14 protein-coding genes, 2 tRNA genes and 3 rRNA genes are annotated in these 19,577 nt (G+C 41.5%); 13 read left to right on the forward strand and 6 right to left on the reverse strand.

Annotation, left to right across the window (positions count from 1 at the left end; genetic code table 11):
- The first annotated feature begins 2 nt into the window (after positions 1 to 2).
- Both B9T36_RS09100 and trpB read left to right on the forward strand, forming a co-directional pair.
- Positions 3 to 1,190 carry a vWA domain-containing protein gene (locus B9T36_RS09100; protein ID WP_086209170.1) on the forward strand — a complete coding sequence of 396 codons (1,188 nt, stop codon included), beginning with the start codon at positions 3 to 5 and terminating at the stop codon, positions 1,188 to 1,190.
- 40 nt (positions 1,191 to 1,230) lie between these two features.
- Positions 1,231 to 2,439 carry a tryptophan synthase subunit beta gene (trpB, locus tag B9T36_RS09105; protein WP_086209171.1) on the forward strand — a complete coding sequence of 403 codons (1,209 nt, stop codon included), beginning with the start codon at positions 1,231 to 1,233 and terminating at the stop codon, positions 2,437 to 2,439.
- 100 nt (positions 2,440 to 2,539) lie between these two features.
- On the opposite strand, the gene B9T36_RS09110 is transcribed toward trpB, so the two are convergent.
- From B9T36_RS09110 to B9T36_RS09120, 3 genes are all read right to left on the reverse strand, one after another.
- The gene (locus B9T36_RS09110; protein WP_086209172.1) at positions 2,540 to 2,971 is read right to left on the reverse strand and encodes a CBS domain-containing protein; all 432 of its coding nucleotides are present in this window, start codon (positions 2,969 to 2,971) and stop codon (positions 2,540 to 2,542) included.
- Positions 2,972 to 3,103: 132 nt separating this feature from the next.
- Entirely contained in the window at positions 3,104 to 3,484 is a 381-nt protein-coding gene (locus tag B9T36_RS09115; RefSeq protein ID WP_086209173.1) for a DUF2750 domain-containing protein, read from the reverse strand.
- A gap of 141 nt (positions 3,485 to 3,625) precedes the next feature.
- Entirely contained in the window at positions 3,626 to 3,859 is a 234-nt protein-coding gene (locus B9T36_RS09120) for a hypothetical protein (protein ID WP_004697075.1), read from the reverse strand.
- 217 nt (positions 3,860 to 4,076) lie between these two features.
- On the opposite strand from B9T36_RS09120, the gene B9T36_RS09125 reads away from it, so the two are divergent.
- Entirely contained in the window at positions 4,077 to 4,436 is a 360-nt protein-coding gene (locus tag B9T36_RS09125; protein WP_086209174.1) for a hypothetical protein, read from the forward strand.
- A gap of 377 nt (positions 4,437 to 4,813) precedes the next feature.
- Here B9T36_RS09125 and B9T36_RS09135 read toward each other — a convergent pair whose 3' ends face one another.
- A complete protein-coding gene (locus tag B9T36_RS09135; protein ID WP_228146989.1) occupies positions 4,814 to 6,394 on the reverse strand; it encodes a M16 family metallopeptidase in 1,581 nt (526 codons plus the stop codon).
- Positions 6,395 to 6,405: 11 nt separating this feature from the next.
- Positions 6,406 to 7,785 carry a M16 family metallopeptidase gene (locus B9T36_RS09140; RefSeq protein WP_086209198.1) on the reverse strand — a complete coding sequence of 460 codons (1,380 nt, stop codon included), beginning with the start codon at positions 7,783 to 7,785 and terminating at the stop codon, positions 6,406 to 6,408.
- A 190-nt stretch (positions 7,786 to 7,975) separates the two neighbouring features.
- Here B9T36_RS09140 and ftsY point away from each other — a divergent pair, with 190 nt between their 5' ends.
- The 9 genes from ftsY to rrf all read left to right on the forward strand — a co-directional run bounded on the left by ftsY (position 7,976) and on the right by rrf (position 17,358).
- Positions 7,976 to 9,082 (forward strand): signal recognition particle-docking protein FtsY, encoded by a 1,107-nt coding sequence (gene ftsY / locus B9T36_RS09145; RefSeq protein ID WP_086209177.1) that lies wholly within the window; start codon positions 7,976 to 7,978, stop codon positions 9,080 to 9,082.
- 194 nt (positions 9,083 to 9,276) lie between these two features.
- Complete coding sequence (locus B9T36_RS09150; RefSeq protein WP_086209178.1) at positions 9,277 to 9,963, forward strand: nitroreductase family protein; 687 nt, start codon at positions 9,277 to 9,279, stop codon at positions 9,961 to 9,963.
- A 178-nt stretch (positions 9,964 to 10,141) separates the two neighbouring features.
- Complete coding sequence (locus B9T36_RS09155) at positions 10,142 to 10,735, forward strand: nitroreductase family protein (protein ID WP_086209179.1); 594 nt, start codon at positions 10,142 to 10,144, stop codon at positions 10,733 to 10,735.
- Between the two features lie 199 nt (positions 10,736 to 10,934).
- Positions 10,935 to 11,597 carry a DUF2057 family protein gene (locus B9T36_RS09160; protein WP_086209180.1) on the forward strand — a complete coding sequence of 221 codons (663 nt, stop codon included), beginning with the start codon at positions 10,935 to 10,937 and terminating at the stop codon, positions 11,595 to 11,597.
- A gap of 429 nt (positions 11,598 to 12,026) precedes the next feature.
- Positions 12,027 to 13,563: ribosomal RNA gene (locus tag B9T36_RS09165) — 16S ribosomal RNA — on the forward strand.
- Between the two features lie 61 nt (positions 13,564 to 13,624).
- Positions 13,625 to 13,701: transfer RNA gene (locus B9T36_RS09170), tRNA-Ile, on the forward strand.
- 69 nt (positions 13,702 to 13,770) lie between these two features.
- Positions 13,771 to 13,846: transfer RNA gene (locus B9T36_RS09175), tRNA-Ala, on the forward strand.
- Positions 13,847 to 14,171: 325 nt separating this feature from the next.
- A 23S ribosomal RNA gene (locus tag B9T36_RS09180) occupies positions 14,172 to 17,065 on the forward strand.
- Positions 17,066 to 17,243: 178 nt separating this feature from the next.
- Positions 17,244 to 17,358: ribosomal RNA gene (gene rrf / locus B9T36_RS09185) — 5S ribosomal RNA — on the forward strand.
- Together the 16S, 23S and 5S rRNA genes with 2 tRNA genes alongside form the textbook arrangement of a ribosomal RNA operon.
- A gap of 205 nt (positions 17,359 to 17,563) precedes the next feature.
- Here the strand turns inward: rrf and B9T36_RS09190 are convergent.
- Positions 17,564 to 18,433 carry an IS982 family transposase gene (locus B9T36_RS09190; protein ID WP_139841356.1) on the reverse strand — a complete coding sequence of 290 codons (870 nt, stop codon included), beginning with the start codon at positions 18,431 to 18,433 and terminating at the stop codon, positions 17,564 to 17,566.
- A gap of 312 nt (positions 18,434 to 18,745) precedes the next feature.
- Between B9T36_RS09190 and B9T36_RS09195 the strand changes: the two genes are divergently transcribed.
- A complete protein-coding gene (locus B9T36_RS09195) occupies positions 18,746 to 19,306 on the forward strand; it encodes a lytic transglycosylase domain-containing protein (protein WP_086209182.1) in 561 nt (186 codons plus the stop codon).
- Positions 19,307 to 19,577 lie beyond the last annotated feature (271 nt).

A 19,577-nucleotide genomic window follows, 5' to 3' on the forward strand; every position in this document is an offset into this window, starting at 1 on the left:
GCATGTTTGTGCGCTTGTTTTATACCTTACGTAAATACGGTGTTCCTGTCTCAACACGTGAACTAATTGATCTGAATGAAGCTGTAGCTTCAGGTTTAGTCTTTGCCGATCAAGACGAATTTTATCAACTCGCCAAAACCATTATGGTGAAGGATGAACGCTTCTTTGATAAATTTGACCGAGGCATGAAGGACTATTTTGATGGCATTTCAACTTTTGATTTGGATGATTTACTCAATAAAGTCCAACAGCTCCCTAAAGATTGGTTTGATTTAGAACTCTTAGAAAAACATTTAACTCCAGAGCAGCGTGAAGAGTTAAAAAAAGCGGGTTCATTAGAAGAACTGATGAAAATGCTGGAAGAACGTCTACGGGAACAGCATAAAAAACATCAGGGTGGAAACAAAATGATTGGCACGGGAGGAACCTCTCCTTTTGGTGCTTATGGTGATCATCCTGAAGGGGTGCGTATTGGCGGGCCGGGACGTAAACGTTCTGCTGTAAAAGTTTGGGAACAACGCAAATATCAGAACTTGGATGATGAGCAGATTCTCGGTACTCGTCAAATGCAAATGGCACTGCGACGTTTGCGCAAGTTTGCGAGACAAGGGGCTGCTGAAGAGTTGGACATTAACGGCACGATTCGTGAAACGGCGAAGCAAGGCATACTTGATGTGCAACTTGTACCTGAGCGCCGTAATCGTATTAAAGTTTTAATGTTATTTGATGTGGGTGGGTCGATGGATTCACACATTGCTCAATGCGAGAAACTTTTTAGTGCAGCGAAAACTGAGTTTAAAACTTTAGAATATTTCTATTTCCATAACTGTTTATATGACTATGTGTGGAAAGATAATGTTCGCCGTTCTACTACGCGCATGAATACATGGGATTTATTCAATACTTATGGACGCGACTATCGTGTGATTGTGGTGGGAGATGCTTCAATGGCACCCTATGAGCTCAATTCAGTTGGTGGTTCGGTTGAGTACATGAATGATGAGGCAGGAAGTGTTTGGCTACACCGCCTACGCAATCATTTTGAGAAAACTGCATGGTTAAATCCAGAAGAAGATCGTTATTGGCATTACACCCATACGATTGGTTTAATTAAGCAAATTTTTGAAGATCATATGTACCCAATGACTTTAAAAGGCGTTGAGGATATGACTAAGTATTTAGCTCGCTAACTGACTGATATAAAGCAAATTTAAAAAATAGGATCGTCAAATGGATCATCAAATAAACGGTATTGCTTTGCCCAACACAGAGGGCTTTTTTGGGGCTTATGGTGGACAGTTTATTCCTCCACATTTGAAAGAGGCAATGGATGAGATTAATGTTGCCTACACAAAAATCCGTGAAACTTTGGCATTCCAAACCGAGCTTGCTGATCTTTTTTCGCACTATGTTGGTCGTCCAAGTCCTTTGTTTTATGCGAAACGCTTATCTGAACAGTTGGGTGGGGCACAGATTTACCTCAAACGTGAAGACTTAAACCACACAGGCGCACATAAAATTAATCACTGTTTGGGTGAAGCGCTACTTGCAAAATATATGGGTAAAACCAAAGTTATTGCAGAAACAGGTGCAGGACAACACGGCGTTGCACTAGCAACAGCCTGTGCTTTGGTCGGTATTCCATGTGAAATCCACATGGGGCAGGTCGATATTGAAAAAGAACATCCCAATGTCGTCAAGATGAAAATTCTCGGTGCAACACTTATTTCAGTAACACGTGGTACTGCAACACTCAAAGATGCAGTAGATAGTGCTTTTGAAGAGTATTTAAAAGACCCAACCAATTATATTTATGCTATTGGCTCTGTTGTAGGACCGCATCCATTTCCAATGATGGTACGTGATTTCCAGTCGATTATTGGTAAAGAAATTAAAGAGCAAACGCATGAGCGTTTTGGTTCAAACCCTGATTATGTAGTCGCGTGCGTGGGTGGTGGCTCGAATGCTATTGGAGCTTTCACAGCATTTTTAAACGATGCAGATGTGAAATTGATTGGTGTAGAGCCTGCTGGTCATGGTTTGGATACCGATATGCACTCAGCAACCTTAACTTTAGGGAAGCCAAGTCAAATTCATGGTATGGCATGTTATGTCCTTGAAGATGAGCAGGGTGAACCGTTACCAGTACATTCCATCGCTTCAGGTCTCGACTATCCTGGTGTTGGTCCACAGCATAGTCTGCTGAAAGATTTAGGTCGTGTCGAATACACCACTGCAACTGATCAAGAATGTCTAGATGCATTTATGCGCTTGTCTCGTGTTGAAGGGATTGTTCCTGCACTTGAAAGTTCACATGCAGTGGCATGGGTACTTCGTGAAGCGCCAAAACTCAGTAAAGATTTAAAAATTGTGGTCAATATTTCTGGTCGTGGTGACAAAGATGCAGACTATGTTGCAGCTAAATTGGGCTTAAATTGAGTTAAAGCTGATAGGTTTGTATAAAAAATCCCTGCTTAACGCAGGGATTTTTTATTTTAAATTATTGTTTTATAGTATTTTCCCAATATAAAACTTAGAGCTAACCTGAAATATATTGCTGGAGTTGGTCAATCAGTTTCTTTTGGTCATCCATCGCGGCTTTAACCAAATCTCCAATAGAAATAAAGCCGATTAAGATACCTTCTTCAACCACAGGCAAATGACGTAAATGACGGTCAGTCATAAGATCTAAGCATTCTTCGACAGTTACAGAGGTTGTGACGGTCAGCACTTTTGCTGTCATAATTTCTTTGACGGTAGTTTGTTTTGAACTACGTTCCATCAACATGACTTTGCGCATGTAATCGCGTTCAGACAATATACCAACCACTTGTTGTTCATAAGTGACCACAACCGCACCAATACCTTTATCTGCCATAAGTGAAATTGCTTCAAATACTGTAGCATCAGGGCTAATGGTGAAAATATCTTTATGTACTTTATCATGTAAGACTTGAGCGACATTGGTCATAGGATATATCCTTTTGTTGTGGTTATTGTTTTATATTTAAATTAACGCGAATTTTAAAAAAAGCAAATACTTTGCAGTCATTTCTGCCAACAAGATAAACAACTTCTCTGTGTTTATCTTTTAGGATCAGAACTAAGCTGGCAATAAAATACTGTCATTAAAGAAAAAGTGACGCATTTGAGACGTACTGAGTTTAATACGTTTTGTACCATTACATAGTGCGGGTGTTACGTTTAAACGTGAAAGTGTTGGAAGTAAAGCGCTTTGAAAATCATGCGGGGTGATTTTTTTAGGCACATAGTTTGGCCAGTGAAGTTGAGCATATTGGTGTGCATGTAAGCCATTGAGCCAGAAAGGGAAAACATAGTCATCATGATCCGAAGTCATCGCCCAACCTTCTTGTTCGGGGTGGTAAAGTCCCCATAGGATACCGCAGTACATCATGCCTCTTAAAATATTAATTTTTAAATATAAATGATTTGAAATAGGTTGTAGTTTCAAAATTTTGTACATAGCCTTATGTCGTGTAAGAAACATGAGCCCATTTTAAATAAATAAGATGAAAGTTCAGTGTAAGCTTTGCATTACTATGTAAATAAATATGTCATTTCAAAATGTTAGGTTAAAAAAAAACGCCACCTAAGTGACGTTTTATTATGCTTTCATGGTGGCAAGTTGTTGCCAATATTGTGCTTTAAGCGAGTCGCGTTCTACGCGGAAACCTTGGTAATAAAGCTCAGCTAAAAATAGGGCAGCTTTACCGTGACCAGCACGAGCAACGCTTTCTAACTGTTGTACCGCTTCGACAAAGTTCATTTGTGATTGAATGGTGTTTACTGCATCCGCATACGCATGTTCTAGGTCATGATGAGAGATTTGTTGAATCATATTAAGCTCCTTATTCTAATTATGATCACTTAAAGGTATTTTTACCTTTAGATATAAATATCACGCTAATGTTAAATATTTATTACAAATTGCTTGAATTGTCAAATATATTGTCACTTATACTTTATATATTACAGTTTACATGATTAAACAATGAACAGTCAAAAGATTGAATATGATAATAAAACAGGAAACTGTAATTTATAAGGAGAATAACATGACAAAGACATTAGACGGTTTTGAATTTGATATGCCTCCAACTGTTTCGCAAATTGTCGCATTGGCACAGTATCACCGCACACAATTAGATGAAGCAGTTTTCCATCAAGAAATTCATCTCGGGGATTTTTGTTTGGCACAGCGTAAAAGAGTATACGATTTCACAAGACAGCTTGATGAAAATCAACGGGTTGATTTTTATGAAACCTACAATGGCGAACTGGTACGAATTGCCGATGATGACCCAGCTCATCCTTCTGATGCAGAAAATGGCGTAGGGGCTTTCGCCATTGTCATTGCATTGGTTGTGATTGCCTTGGTCCTTTATTTCGCAGTGATTCGTAGCATTGTTAGCTAAGCTTCATGTTTGGAAACAAGATGACTTGCTGAAATTATGTTCTCTTTAACCATTAATGGGGATATTTTTCAGCATTTCAACTTGTGATTCTGCAATTCGCTACTTACACTAGTTCAACTAGAGGTAGGTTATGCATATTGCGATCCAAAAAATTTTTAAACTAAAAACACAGATTACACTGGTACAAATCTATAATGGTCTCATGTTATTGATCATTCTGGTCATTCTGATGATATCTAGCTTCGCTTTGTCTCGACCTATTTCTCCAACCCAATTTGAAAATGTCAGTCGTTTGTCGCATCAAGCTGTTTTCCCAGAAACTCAAGAGATGGCGCAAAGCCTTATTCAGGAAACCCGCATTACTTATATTGATTATTTTAGATTAATGCAGGCTCATCAGTTTGAGCAGAGTCGGGCAAAGCAGCTTCCGGCATTGGCTCCAGAGGTTCAATAATTGCAGGAATCTGATCAGGATGAGGTATGCTTTGCTTGATATTGGGATCAAGATTTAGCTCTAAAATATGTCTAAGTTGAACTTTGTCTAAGCTCTTACTTACAATAACTAAGGTAAGCTTTTCAGGGTGCAAGTGTTTACGTATCGCATTTTGAACATCTGTTGGGCTAATCTCGGCGAGACGTTTCGGATAGTCAGACAAATAGTTAATATTTTGATGATAAAAACCCATAGAACCCAGTTGGGCATTGATATTGGCATTACTACTAAAGCTATTGGGTAAGCTACGTAACATACCAGCTTTGGTTTCTTCGAGTTGCTGTGCGTCGATGGGTTGGTGAACAAAGTCGACCAGTGCTTTATGCGCTACTTGGATACTGTCCATCAGCTGATCTTGTTGGGTTGAATAGCTCAAGTTAAAGCTCCCAGCGGCCTGGCTAAATGTAAAACTACTGTTTGCACTATAGGTATAGCCTCGTTTGACGCGAAGTTCTTTCATTAAGACTGAATTAAATCCGCCACCACCAAACATGCGGTTAGCCAGTTCGAGTGCTAGGCGGTCAGGGTCATCACGTGTGGTGGAGAGGTGTCCCATCGTGACGTGAGCTTGTGCTGAATTAAATACAATATGTTGAATATCAAAGTCTGATTTGTCTTGTGGAACGGCAAGTGTTTTTACAGTTTCTCCTTGCGGAAGTGCGGCACTGATTCGTTCAGCCAGTTTTTGGGCTTGTTTTACGCTGAGTTGGCCTGTAAGGGCTATGTTCATATTTTTGCTGACCAAGAATTCATCACGAAACTTTTTTAAATGTTGTGTACTAATTTTTTTAATGCTGCCATTGGTACCAGTAATCGGTTCTGCATAGGGGTGCGAACCATATAATGCACGGTAAAAGCGAATACTCATCAAACGACTTGGGCTTTCTTTGAGTTGTTTTTGTCCTACTTGAGTATTACTCACCATTAAGTGAATACTGTTGTTTTTGAAGGTGGAATCTTTTAGGACTTCAAGCATGGTGTTGACAGCTGCATCAAGCTTCTTTGGATCAGATAGAGAACGCAGTCGAACCACAAACATGTCTCGATGTGCAGCCATACTAAAACGTGCACCGACGTGTTCAAAGGCGTTGGCGATCTCTACAGCATCATGCTGAGTTGTACCTTCATCCATCAACTGCGCCGCCATATTTGCTACGCCATAAAGTCCTTTTTCGACTTCTATATCCCGTGCAGAACCTGCATTAAAGGTGAGTTGAATATCTACCATTGGAAGGGCTGGTGATTCGACGAATAAACTTCGAACTTTGTATTTATTTTTTAGTTCATGGACATGCGGCGCTGTGTAGAGTTCAGCTGTTTTGACTTGTTTTAGGCTTTGTAATGACGAAATAGACTGTAATGAATTTGGATCATCATTGGTTATAGGATTTGTATTGATTTCCGCAATTACATTGGTCGTACAAAGGGCAGACAATGCAAGAAATAAAAGCTTAGACTTTGACATATTATTCTCCATCATTTTTCTGCCTGAGTTTCTGGTTGGAGGTATAAGGTGCTTAAGTTATTTTTTATAAAAGACGTTTGGCTGACTCGTTGAATGTCTTCTGGCGTGATGGCCTCATAACGCTGTGGAAGTTGATCCATTATGCGGTAATCAATACCGTTTACCGCTAAATTTCCGATCAGTTTGGCTTGCCCGACTATGTCATCTTGGCCATAAATAAGATTGGCAACAAAGCGTGTGCTAATACGTTCTAATTCTTTAGGATTAACAAGTTCTGTTTTGAGTAGGTCAATTTCTTGCTCTATGGCTTTTTGTAGTTCGGGCAGTGTTACGCCATTTACAGGTAGTGCTGAGATGGTGAATAAACTATCACCACGGTTATAGGCGTCATAGCTCACGCTGAGTGCGGTAGCCAGCTTTTTGTCACGAACAAGGCGCTGTTGCAACCTGGAACTGACTCCGCTATCTAATAAGCTGCGAATGAGTGTGAGTGCGTAAACGTCTTCTGAATTGGTTGTTGTTGCAAGCGATTTGACATTCCAAGCCATATATAAATTGGGCACTTCAACATTGCTATACTGTTCCATGTGACGGTAGCCAATGTTTTCAAACTCAGTCACATCATTGCGTACAGGTGTAGGCTGACTTTTGATATCGCCAAAGTATTTTTGAACTTGTCTAAGGGCGGATTCTGCATTGACATCACCCACGATCACCAAGATCGCATTATTGGGGCTATACCATTTTTGATACCACTGTTTAACATCATCTAGAGTGATATTTTGCAAGTGTTTCATGTGTCCGATGACGGGTTGACGATAATGGCTAGTTGGGTAAGAAATCCATTTGAAACGTTCGAACGCGAGTGAACGTGGGTTGTCATCGGTACGTAGGCGTCGTTCTTCCATCACTACTTTAATTTCAGGGTCAAAGTCTTGTTGGCGTAGCAGAAGATTGTTCATGCGATCGGCTTCTAGCTCTAAAGCCATGGGGAAGTATGTTTTTGGATAAAGCTGGTAGTAATTGGTGTAGTTGGTAAATGTGGCCGCATTGACACTGCCACCATAGATACGACTCAAGCGACTGAATTCGTCGTTCGGCACTTTAGATGTTCCTTTAAACATCATATGTTCTAGTACATGAGAGATACCTGTTGTATTTCCTGACTCATCAGTACTACCGACTTTGTACCAAATTTGGGTCATGACCATTGGGGAGCGGTGATCTTCACGGATAATCACCTGTAAGCCATTGCTTAAAGTAGTTTCAAAACTGCTGCGAGTAAGCTCACTACGTATTTGTGCATAGCTTGTTATAGGTAAACAAAGTAGAGTTAAACCCAGTGCAACTAAATTTTTTTTATAAGAATGCGTGACTAATAAGTGATGCATATAAAATTGGGGCTCAGGTTGAAGTGAAAGCATTTCAATAAATAACCATTCTTAAGAAAAATGCGAAGTAGATCAAGCACCAGAAGTATTGATTTGTTAAGTGTTTACATAAAGTATTGTTACTAAGCGAAAGCCTATCTTTTATGGTAGAATCCGTCTTTTTTAACGCAGTGCTTTTCAAGGATTCGGCATGCAACAGCAATCTAATGAGCAGAACAAATTTTTGATTGATGCTGATATCGGGGATGACGATGTCACATTACCAAGTTTACCTGTGGTCAATGTGCCAATCGTTGAAACAAAAGAGCAAACAGTTGTTAGTCCAGTTGTGGTTGCTGAAACAAGCTCAGAAGAAGCAGAGGCATCTGCAAAAGGCGGTTTCTTTAGCCGTATGAAAGAAGGGTTAACCAAAACCCGTAAAAACCTTGCTGATGGTATGGTCAATATTTTGATCGGAGGTAAGGAGATTGATGATGAACTGCTTGAAGAAGTTGAAGAGCAACTTTTAGTTGCAGACATTGGTGTTGATGCAACGAAAACCATCATTACCAACTTAACTGAACGTACTGCACGTGGTGATTTAATTTATTCGCATTCATTGTATAAAGCACTTCAGGAAGAGTTGGTGACTTTACTTGCACCACGTGTTAAACCTTTACATATTGATCCGAACAAAACGCCTTATGTGATTTTGGTGGTGGGTGTAAACGGTGTGGGTAAAACCACAACCATTGGTAAATTGGCAAAACGTTTACAAGGTGAAGGCAAGAAGGTGATGCTTGCTGCGGGAGATACTTTCCGTGCGGCAGCGACCGAGCAGCTTCAAATTTGGGGCGAGCGCAATAATATTGCCGTAGTTGCACAAGGTCATGGTGCTGACAGTGCTTCTGTCATTTTCGATGCGTTTGAAAGTGCACGTGCCAAAGGGGTTGATGTTTTAATTGCAGATACCGCAGGCCGTTTACATAACAAAGGTCATCTCATGCAAGAGTTGACCAAAGTAAAACGTGTCATGCAAAAAATTGATGCAACTGCGCCACATGAAGTTATGTTGGTGGTTGATGCAGGAACAGGTCAAAATGCGATTAATCAAGTAGAAATGTTTGACGAGGCGGTTGGCTTGACAGGTCTAACGATTACCAAACTCGACGGCACTGCGAAAGGCGGTGTGCTGTTTAATATTGCCAGTCGTACGCATGTTCCAATTCGTTTCATTGGCGTGGGTGAGAAAATTGACGACTTACGCCCTTTCTCTGCAAAATCCTTTGTTGCTGCTTTGTTTGAAACAGAGAAATAAGCTTGAACAACACTATTTTTAAAGTGTTAGATCAGTCACATAAACTCCGCTAAATGCGGAGTTTATTTTTTTATTCAATTTGTTTGTTTTAAAAACAAACATTTAGGAATCACATAGTAAATATAAGTAATTCTCCTGCGATTACACTAACGCCTAACACAATAGGCATCACTGTACATTTTGGGGAACACGGTATGGCTTTATTACATAAAATTGGACAAGTTCTAACAAAGGATTTAACCAAAGACTTAAAATTTAAAAAAAATCACGAAGAAGACCTAAAACAAACCATATTTATCGATCAACTAAAAAAGCGCCGTAGTATTTATGTTTTAGGGAAGCGTGTACATTTAAGTCAGGTGTATTTAGCTGAATTGATCCAAGAGGCCGTGCGAAGTTGTCCTTCGGCACATAATTCACAAAGTACTTGTATTGTGATTTTAATGGGCGATGCGCATCTTCACTTTTGGAATGTCGTAAAAGAAGTGCAACGCAAGTTAGTCCCTGCGCATATTTTTGCTGGTGCAGAACTGAAGGTTGATCAATGCTCGGCAGGATTTGGTACAGTTCTATTTTATGAAGATCAGCAGATCATCCAACAGTTACAAAAGAAAATTCCTTTTGATGCGGCAGAATTTCCAGTTTGGTCTGAGCAAGTTTCAGGTATGGCCCAATATGCTGTATGGACATGTTTAGCAGATGCGGGTTTGGGTGCGTCATTACAACATTATAACCCGAGTATTGACGCTGACATTTTAAAAGTTTTTGAGATTCCAAAACATTGGCTGTTACGTGCGCAATTGGTCTTTGGTTCGATAGAGGAAAAACCCGCTGAAAAAGAACAGCATAAAGATGAAGAACGCTTTATGATTTATGCTTAGTGGATTGACGGTGAGATTGAGCTAATCGAGTATTTATGTTTTAAGTCATGAGCGAATTAAGATTGTTCTATTTTTAAGACACTATGTCGCTCAATTAAGCATGTTCAAATTTAAAATAATGATTATGATAAATACGAATCACATATAACGAGATCGAGAGATCATTGAGGAAAATAACATGTCATTTTTAGACCAAATCAAACAGCGTCGCACTATTTATGCAATTGGTAAAAATGTTGATTTAACACCAGCAAATATCGAGTCACTCATTAAGGAAGCTGTAAATCACAGTCCATCGGCATTTAACTCACAGACTTCCCGTATTGTGACTTTATTTGGTGAGTCGCATTTACAGTTTTGGAATATCGTACGTGAAACTTTACGTAAAATTGTTCCTGAAGCTGCGTTTGAGGCGACAAATAAAAAGCTTGATAGTTTTTCAGCAGGCTATGGCACGGTTTTATTTTATGAAGATCAAGATGTTGTAAAATCATTACAAGAACAGTTTGCACTTTATGCAGACAACTTCCCCGTTTGGTCTGAACATTCCTCTGCAATTGCTCAGTTTGCTGTATGGACAGCTTTATCTGAACACAACATTGGTGCGTCATTGCAGCACTACAACCCAATCGTAGATGCTGAAATCGCGGAGCTTTTTGAAATTCCTAGTAATTGGAAATTGCGTGCACAACTTGTTTTTGGTTCTATTGAAGCACCTGCGGGTGAGAAAACATTTATGGCGGAAGCGGATCGCTTTAAAACATTTAATTAATAGCTAGTTTTTAAAATGAAACAGAGCAGAGTAGATCTGCTCTTTTTTTTTGTTTGGGTATTTATCTTTAAAATATAAAAGCTTAGCAATATATATTGTAGTTGTAGGTTGGTTCTAGGCTCAGAAATTGTCATAAAATTGTCATTTATACACTGCATAGTGCAACTAAACTTTAATAAACAACGGATAGAGTGTAAAAATGACCTTACGTGCAACCCTTGCAACAGTAGTATTGATGTTGAGTACTTCCGCATTTTCAGCAGTAACCATTACCGCGCCTGAAGAAATTAAAATTGAAGGTTTAAATGGGCAAGAGGTCAAGAGTCGTTTATTTAGTTCAGACAGTACATATAGTATTGATGCAGGCGAAAACATTATCAGTGTTCGTTATATCCAGTTCTTTGAAGAGCATCCTGGCATTGGTTCGCATGATATTGTTCGCTCTGGTGTGGTGAACATTAAAACTCCAATTCTACAAGATCAGCAGACCTATCGTTTAGCTTTACTCAATCCGCCACAAAACCATGATGATGCAAAGGCATATGCTAAACAGCCCGTTTTTGGTTTATATGATGCCAAGAATCAATTATTGGTCGAACAAAAAGGCAGTAAAACGCAAAGCTATGGCATTCTGAAAAATTTATTTAATGATGCGCCAACCGATCTCACTCAAAAAGCAACTACGATTGCGCAGCCTGCACCGATATATACGTCACAAGCAGTGGTAGGAAAAGCTGAAGTAGTGAAACCAAAAGATCTGCCAAGTGCTAACAATGCTCAGCAATTAATTAATACTTGGAAAAGTGCATCGAAATCTGAACGCCAAGCGTTTATGACTTGGTTAGCTGAACAAGCACAATAATCTACTCACTAAATAATAAAAAACAGCATTAGCTGTTTTTATTATTTAGATAGCGCATTTATATAGTGGATAAACTGCAGATATTGTCCATAATTTAATCTAAAATAGATATTTTGATTTAAAAATAACCAGTCGGGTGGTTTTTTTGAAACATTTATATAAATGTGCTTGCGTTATAAATAAAACTATATAGAATACGCAACACACCAACGCAATGTAGTTAATAACTTGAGGCGGAGGTCTTAATGGTGACGAACCATTGAGAAGATCATTAAGAGAATAGAAGAACAACTTGTGTGGATTTTTACTGGTTGATCAATCGAAAATATTTCATTGATTGAAAGGTAGAAATTACTCGAAGTTTATTTGAGAAATTAATGTCAGAAAATTGATGAGCCAGAATTGTGACCTTAAGTCACTAAATGATTTTAACTGAAGAGTTTGATCATGGCTCAGATTGAACGCTGGCGGCAGGCTTAACACATGCAAGTCGAGCGGGGGGAGGTAGCTTGCTACCTAACCTAGCGGCGGACGGGTGAGTAATGCTTAGGAATCTGCCTATTAGTGGGGGACAACATTTCGAAAGGGATGCTAATACCGCATACGCCCTAAGGGGGAAAGCAGGGGATCTTCGGACCTTGCGCTAATAGATGAGCCTAAGTCGGATTAGCTAGTTGGTGGGGTAAAGGCCTACCAAGGCGACGATCTGTAGCGGGTCTGAGAGGATGATCCGCCACACTGGGACTGAGACACGGCCCAGACTCCTACGGGAGGCAGCAGTGGGGAATATTGGACAATGGGGGGAACCCTGATCCAGCCATGCCGCGTGTGTGAAGAAGGCCTTTTGGTTGTAAAGCACTTTAAGCGAGGAGGAGGCTACCGAGATTAATACTCTTGGATAGTGGACGTTACTCGCAGAATAAGCACCGGCTAACTCTGTGCCAGCAGCCGCGGTAATACAGAGGGTGCGAGCGTTAATCGGATTTACTGGGCGTAAAGCGTGCGTAGGCGGCTTTTTAAGTCGGATGTGAAATCCCCGAGCTTAACTTGGGAATTGCATTCGATACTGGGAAGCTAGAGTATGGGAGAGGATGGTAGAATTCCAGGTGTAGCGGTGAAATGCGTAGAGATCTGGAGGAATACCGATGGCGAAGGCAGCCATCTGGCCTAATACTGACGCTGAGGTACGAAAGCATGGGGAGCAAACAGGATTAGATACCCTGGTAGTCCATGCCGTAAACGATGTCTACTAGCCGTTGGGGCCTTTGAGGCTTTAGTGGCGCAGCTAACGCGATAAGTAGACCGCCTGGGGAGTACGGTCGCAAGACTAAAACTCAAATGAATTGACGGGGGCCCGCACAAGCGGTGGAGCATGTGGTTTAATTCGATGCAACGCGAAGAACCTTACCTGGTCTTGACATAGTAAGAACTTTCCAGAGATGGATTGGTGCCTTCGGGAACTTACATACAGGTGCTGCATGGCTGTCGTCAGCTCGTGTCGTGAGATGTTGGGTTAAGTCCCGCAACGAGCGCAACCCTTTTCCTTATTTGCCAGCACTTCGGGTGGGAACTTTAAGGATACTGCCAGTGACAAACTGGAGGAAGGCGGGGACGACGTCAAGTCATCATGGCCCTTACGACCAGGGCTACACACGTGCTACAATGGTCGGTACAAAGGGTTGCTACCTAGCGATAGGATGCTAATCTCAAAAAGCCGATCGTAGTCCGGATTGGAGTCTGCAACTCGACTCCATGAAGTCGGAATCGCTAGTAATCGCGGATCAGAATGCCGCGGTGAATACGTTCCCGGGCCTTGTACACACCGCCCGTCACACCATGGGAGTTTGTTGCACCAGAAGTAGGTAGTCTAACCGCAAGGAGGACGCTTACCACGGTGTGGCCGATGACTGGGGTGAAGTCGTAACAAGGTAGCCGTAGGGGAACCTGCGGCTGGATCACCTCCTTAACGAAAGATTGACGATTGGTAAGAATCCACAACAAGTTGTTCTTCATGACGATGTATCTGAGGGTCTGTAGCTCAGTTGGTTAGAGCACACGCTTGATAAGCGTGGGGTCACAAGTTCAAGTCTTGTCAGACCCACCAAATCTGACTAACAAAGTATTGAATAAATGCTGAATGCAGAAAACAGAAACATTGACTTATTGATAAGCTGGGGACTTAGCTTAGTTGGTAGAGCGCCTGCTTTGCACGCAGGAGGTCAGGAGTTCGACTCTCCTAGTCTCCACCATAGATTATAGAAATTAGTAAGTTAAAGCTTATTAACTTCTGTGATTTATCGCAGTTTCCTGACCTGACGAAGGCTGGAAAAATCATTAACAGAATATATTTGAGTTGAAATAATTTGTTCATACTCGTTTTTAAGATCGACATTAACAGTGATTTATTACTGGATGATGAAGATTGAAGAAATGAGTTACTAGCGAAATTAACTGAATCAAGCGTTTTGGTATGTGAATTGAATTGAAGCTGTACGGTGCTTAAGTGCACAGTACTTCAAACTGTAATGTTGAACGTTCTCACTTGTAGGAACGATCGACTGTTTGGGGTTGTATAGTCAAGTAATTAAGTGCATGTGGTGGATGCCTTGGCAGTCAGAGGCGAAGAAAGACGTAATAGCCTGCGATAAGCTCCGGGGAGGCGGCAAATATCCTGTGATCCGGAGATTTCTGAATGGGGAAACCCACCTGTCATAAGGCAGGTATCGTATGATGAATACATAGTCATACGAGGCGAACGAGGGGAAGTGAAACATCTCAGTACCCTTAGGAAAAGAAATCAATTGAGATTCCCTCAGTAGCGGCGAGCGAACGGGGAAAAGCCCATTAAGTCATATAAGTTTTAGTGGAATGCTCTGGGAAGTGCAACCATAGTGGGTGATAGTCCTGTACACGAAAGGGCTTATATGATGATGTCGAGTAGGGCGGGGCACGTGAAACCTTGTCTGAATATGGGGGGACCATCCTCCAAGGCTAAATACTCCTGACTGACCGATAGTGAACCAGTACCGTGAGGGAAAGGCGAAAAGAACCCCTGTGAGGGGAGTGAAATAGATCCTGAAACCGCATGCATACAAGCAGTGGGAGCCGACTTGTTCGGTGACTGCGTACCTTTTGTATAATGGGTCAGCGACTTACATTCAGTAGCAAGGTTAACCGCATAGGGGAGCCGTAGAGAAATCGAGTCTTAATAGGGCGTTTAGTTGCTGGGTGTAGACCCGAAACCGGGTGATCTATCCATGAGCAGGTTGAAGGTTGGGTAACACTAACTGGAGGACCGAACCCACTGTCGTTGAAAAGCCAGGGGATGACTTGTGGATAGGGGTGAAAGGCTAATCAAACTCGGTGATAGCTGGTTCTCCCCGAAAGCTATTTAGGTAGCGCCTCGGACGAATACCATTGGGGGTAGAGCACTGTTTCGGCTAGGGGGTCATCCCGACTTACCAAACCGATGCAAACTCCGAATACCAATGAGTACTATCCGGGAGACAGACTGCGGGTGCTAACGTCCGTAGTCAAGAGGAAAACAATCCAGACCGCCAGCTAAGGCCCCAAAATTATAGTTAAGTGGGAAACGATGTGGGAAGGCATAGACAGCTAGGAGGTTGGCTTAGAAGCAGCCACCCTTTAAAGAAAGCGTAATAGCTCACTAGTCGAGTCGGCCTGCGCGGAAGATGTAACGGGGCTAAAACTATATGCCGAAGCTGCGGATTTGCAATTTATTGCAAGTGGTAGGGGAGCGTTCTGTAAGCCGATGAAGGTGTATTGAGAAGTATGCTGGAGGTATCAGAAGTGCGAATGCTGACGTGAGTAACGACAAAACGGGTGAAAAACCCGTTCGCTGAAAGACCAAGGGTTCCAGTCCAACGTTAATCGGGGCTGGGTGAGTCGACCCCTAAGGCGAGGCCGAGAGGCGTAGTCGATGGGAAATTGGTTAATATTCCAATACTTCTATGTAATGCGATGAGAGGACGGAGAAGGTTAAGTCAGCCTGGCGTTGGTTGTCCAGGTGGAAGGTTGTAGGCATGTATCTTAGGCAAATCCGGGGTACTCTATGCTGAGAACTGATAGCAAGCTGTACTTGTACAGTGAAGTGGCTGATACCATGCTTCCAGGAAAAGTCTCTAAGCTTCAGTTACATAGGAATCGTACCCGAAACCGACACAGGTGGTCAGGTCGAGTAGACCAAAGCGCTTGAGAGAACTCTGCTGAAGGAACTAGGCAAAATGGTACCGTAACTTCGGGAGAAGGTACGCTGCCGACGGTGATAGGATTTACTCCTTGAGCTATTGGCAGCCACAGAAACCAGGCCCCTGCAACTGTTTATTAAAAACATAGCACTCTGCAAACACGAAAGTGGACGTATAGGGTGTGATGCCTGCCCGGTGCTGGAAGGTTAATTGATGGGGTTAGCGTAAGCGAAGCTCTTGATCGAAGCCCCAGTAAACGGCGGCCGTAACTATAACGGTCCTAAGGTAGCGAAATTCCTTGTCGGGTAAGTTCCGACCTGCACGAATGGCATAATGATGGGGGCGCTGTCTCCAGCAGAGGCTCAGTGAAATCGAATTCGCCGTGAAGATGCGGTGTACCCGCGGCTAGACGGAAAGACCCCGTGAACCTTTACTGCAGCTTGACATTGAACTTTGATCTTACTTGTGTAGGATAGGTGGGAGGCTTTGAAACCGAGACGCTAGTTTCGGTGGAGCCAATCTTGAAATACCACCCTGGTAATATTGAGGTTCTAACTCTGTCCCGTAATCCGGGACGAGGACCATGTCTGGTGGGTAGTTTGACTGGGGCGGTCTCCTCCTAAAGAGTAACGGAGGAGTACGAAGGTGCGCTCAGCGTGGTCGGAAATCACGCGTAGAGTATAAAGGCAAAAGCGCGCTTAACTGCGAGACCCACAAGTCGAGCAGGTACGAAAGTAGGTCTTAGTGATCCGGTGGTTCTGTATGGAAGGGCCATCGCTCAACGGATAAAAGGTACTCTGGGGATAACAGGCTGATACCGCCCAAGAGTTCATATCGACGGCGGTGTTTGGCACCTCGATGTCGGCTCATCTCATCCTGGGGCTGAAGCAGGTCCCAAGGGTATGGCTGTTCGCCATTTAAAGAGGTACGCGAGCTGGGTTTAGAACGTCGTGAGACAGTTCGGTCCCTATCTACCGTGGGCGTTGGAAATTTGAGAGGATCTGCTCCTAGTACGAGAGGACCAGAGTGGACGAACCTCTGGTGTACCGGTTGTGACGCCAGTCGCATCGCCGGGTAGCTATGTTCGGAAGGGATAACCGCTGAAAGCATCTAAGCGGGAAGCCTACCTCAAGATAAGATTTCCCTAGGACTTTATGTCCTCTAAAGAGCCGTTGAAGACTACGACGTTGATAGGTTGGATGTGGAAGCATAGTGATATGTGAAGCTGACCAATACTAATTGCTCGTGAGGCTTGACTATACAACACCCAAACAGTTGGTGTTGTGGTTCAAATCACTGCAAATACCTTGATTTAGTTATAAAGCTAAGTAGAATATCCAACTCAAATATACCTGTTAATGCATTCTATTTGGAACGAAGTAAGGCATAGACTGTAAGTACAGTTGAAATAAGACCCGAACAAGTCCATAACAGTTGTGCTGGCGACAATAGCAAGAGTGAACCACCTGATCCCTTCCCGAACTCAGAAGTGAAACCTCTTAGCGCTGATGGTAGTGTGGCGTTTGCCATGTGAGAGTAAGTCATCGCCAGCTCATTATTCAAAAGCCCCCTAACGATTAAGTTAGGGGGCTTTTTTTATTATGCGGTTAGCGAAATATAGAGGAAAGAAGAAGAGATCAGAAACCATATAGTATAAAAAATTTATATTCATGCATGATCATGTGATTCCATATCTTTGTCTGCATTCTGCTCAGTCTGAAAGTTTAGAACGGCTTTCTTAATCTACCCGAATCCTGTTTAAGTCAATGATTCCACAACCCGAATGATTGGCTTGTTTTGATGACATAATTGGTAAGCACATAAAGAGGCATAAATACCAGCTAAATAGCCTTCAACACTTCTCGCGTTACTTGTTACCAAATTATATTTCCCTTTGAGCAAACTAAATAACGTTTCTATTTTGTTGCGCTGCTTTAGATAATATTCATCTTCTTTTGACAATTGAACTGCCTGCATGTTTTTACGATGATATGTAATTAAATCAATATCTTGTTCTTTAAGCCTAGCTTTCAGTTCATGACTAATATAGCTACGATCAGCATAAAGCTTTGCTTTTAATCCTTCTACCAACTGTTTAACCATTTTGATATCCGCTGTATGTCCATTAGATAAAACTGAGTTCGCAATCTCACCTGATTGATTCATCAGTAAATGTAGCTTACAACCAAAGAACCATCCCATTGAGCTTTTACCACGCGTTGCAATTGATGATATGGATTTATGTCGCTGAATACGCTGATTTTTACAGACTGGCAAAGTAGTTGAATCAATCAATAAATACGAACTTTGATCATCTTTCATCACAGCGAAATGCAAGGCATGTAAAGCGAGTTGATGTGTATTCACTAAATGAATCATGCGCTGATAACAGGGTAAACTTTTAAATAAATGGCTTTTGTCTTGTTTCAACGATGAGAAAAATGCTTTGAAGTTATTAAAATGAGAACATTTATACCAAATCGCAATGAAGATGATTTCTGAAATATTCAGTTGAGCGGTTCGAATTCTTAGACAATGGTGACATTCTTTAAGAAATTTCCAGTAAGTGGCTTCAAATTTTAAGAAGAAATCATCAATTACACAAAATAATTCTGTACTATCGAACATAAGGACTAGAGTTGTGAGTTTGGTGTGGTAACTCAACTGATAGCTCTAGTCCTCTTCTATTTCAAGCCTATTTACTATCCATGATTCGGGTTACTTAGGCTATTTAAATACAATCTATTTGTATCTATCTTTCATGTCATGGAATCATGCTAAGAGCATTAGAAATCAGCGTGTTTGCCTAACATCGAAAATATCGCTTAAATAAAAGGCAAATTTAACAAATCCATAAAAGAGCATCTCTCACACTGGGTTGACTGCGCTTTACCTGATGAATATGATCATTTCAAATGCTAAAACCAACGGATATGCAGCTTGTTGAATTTTCAAAGATCCCTCCCCACATCTCAAATTAGAACCAAATCTGTTTTAATTTTAACAACAGCTTTAATATTTACAGGCTGTTCATCGCTCGGTGGTGGTTCTGTTGAAAAGCGTTCAGCAAAATTAGCCAATGGTATTCAAAAGGCATATGCTGTTGAAGCAACTACAGCACAGCGTGTTGCGCCAATGATTGTGCAAAGTGCTGATCGTTATAATGTCGATCCATTGTTAATTGCGGCTGTTATAAGACAAGAGTCTAGTTACCGTAATTATGCTATTTCCCCTGCTGGTGCTATTGGCTTAACACAAGTTATCCCACGCTATTGGCAACAAACTTGCCCTGGCGATTTATTTGAAGAAGTTAATAATATTAATTGTGGCACGTACATTCTCTCCAACTACAACCAAAAAGCAGAAAGTTGGCCCAAAGCTTTGGCTTATTATAATGTCGGTCCAACAGGCTACCATTCAAGCTGGAAGATGAAACGCCAAGGAAAAAAATATGCTAAACAAGTGAAAGAGCATCAAAAAAGCCTAAAAGGAGCCTTATAAGTTTTTCAAACATTGATCTTTGAATTGAGACACATGGAGATTCATTAACTTTTGAATAATCCTTTTAGATCATGCATGAATATAAATTTTTTATACTATATGGTTTCTGATCTCTTCTTCTTTCCTCTATATTTCGCTAACCACATAATAAAAAAAGCCCCCTAACTTAATCGTTAGGGGGCTTTTGAATAATGAGCTGGCGATGACTTACTCTCACATGGCAAACGCCACACTACCATCAGCGCTAAGAGGTTTCACTTCTGAGTTCGGG

Origin of the sequence: Acinetobacter sp. ANC 4204, assembly GCF_002135205.1 — a bacterium.
GTDB lineage: Bacteria > Pseudomonadota > Gammaproteobacteria > Pseudomonadales > Moraxellaceae > Acinetobacter.